The 708-nt window shown below is 71.5% G+C and carries 1 protein-coding gene; it reads left to right on the top strand.

Features of this window, described 5'->3' with window-relative positions; translation table 11 throughout:
- A partial coding sequence (locus SM452_RS30400; protein ID WP_463841225.1) for a condensation domain-containing protein occupies window positions 1–708 on the top strand: 708 nt, incomplete at both ends.

Genomic DNA, 708 nt, shown 5'->3' on the forward strand with positions numbered 1-708 from the left:
CTGTGCGGCGTCTTCGCCGAGATTCTCGGCGTGGACCGTGTCGGTGTCGACGATGACTTCTTCCGGCTCGGCGGCCACTCACTGCTCGCCGTGCGCCTGTCATCGCGGGTGCGGGCGGTGCTGGGCAGCGAGATCCCGCTGCGAGTGATGTTCGAAGCGCCGACCGTGGCCGGCCTGGCGGCGTGGCTGGCCGCCGGCCACTCCGGCCGGGCACGGCTCGCGATCAGGACCGACAACCGGCCGGAGCGTCCGCCCCTGTCCTTCGCCCAGCAGCGACTGTGGTTCCTCGGCCAGCTCGAAGGACCCAGCCCGCTCTACAACCTCCCCGTGGTGGTCCGCCTCGACGACGGGGTGAACGTCAACGCGCTGGACGCCGCGCTGCGCGACGTGATCGGCCGCCACGAGTCGCTGCGAACCATGTTCCCGGTCGCGGACGGCGAGCCGTACCAACGAATTCTGGACGCCGGCGAGGTGCCGTCCGTCCTCCAGGTCCACACCGTGCCGCCGGACGACCTGGACCGGGCCGTCGCCGAGGCAACCGGCTATGCCTTCGACCTCGCCGCCGAACTGCCCATCCGGGCGTGGCTCTTCGAGCCCTCCGTCCTCGTGCTGGTGGTGCATCACATCGCTGGCGACGGTTGGTCGATGGGGCCGCTGAGTCGGGATCTGGCGGCGGCGTACGAGGCGCGGTTGCGGGGTGAGGCGCCG

The sequence above is a fragment of the Micromonospora sp. SYSU B005 genome (assembly GCF_055362685.1).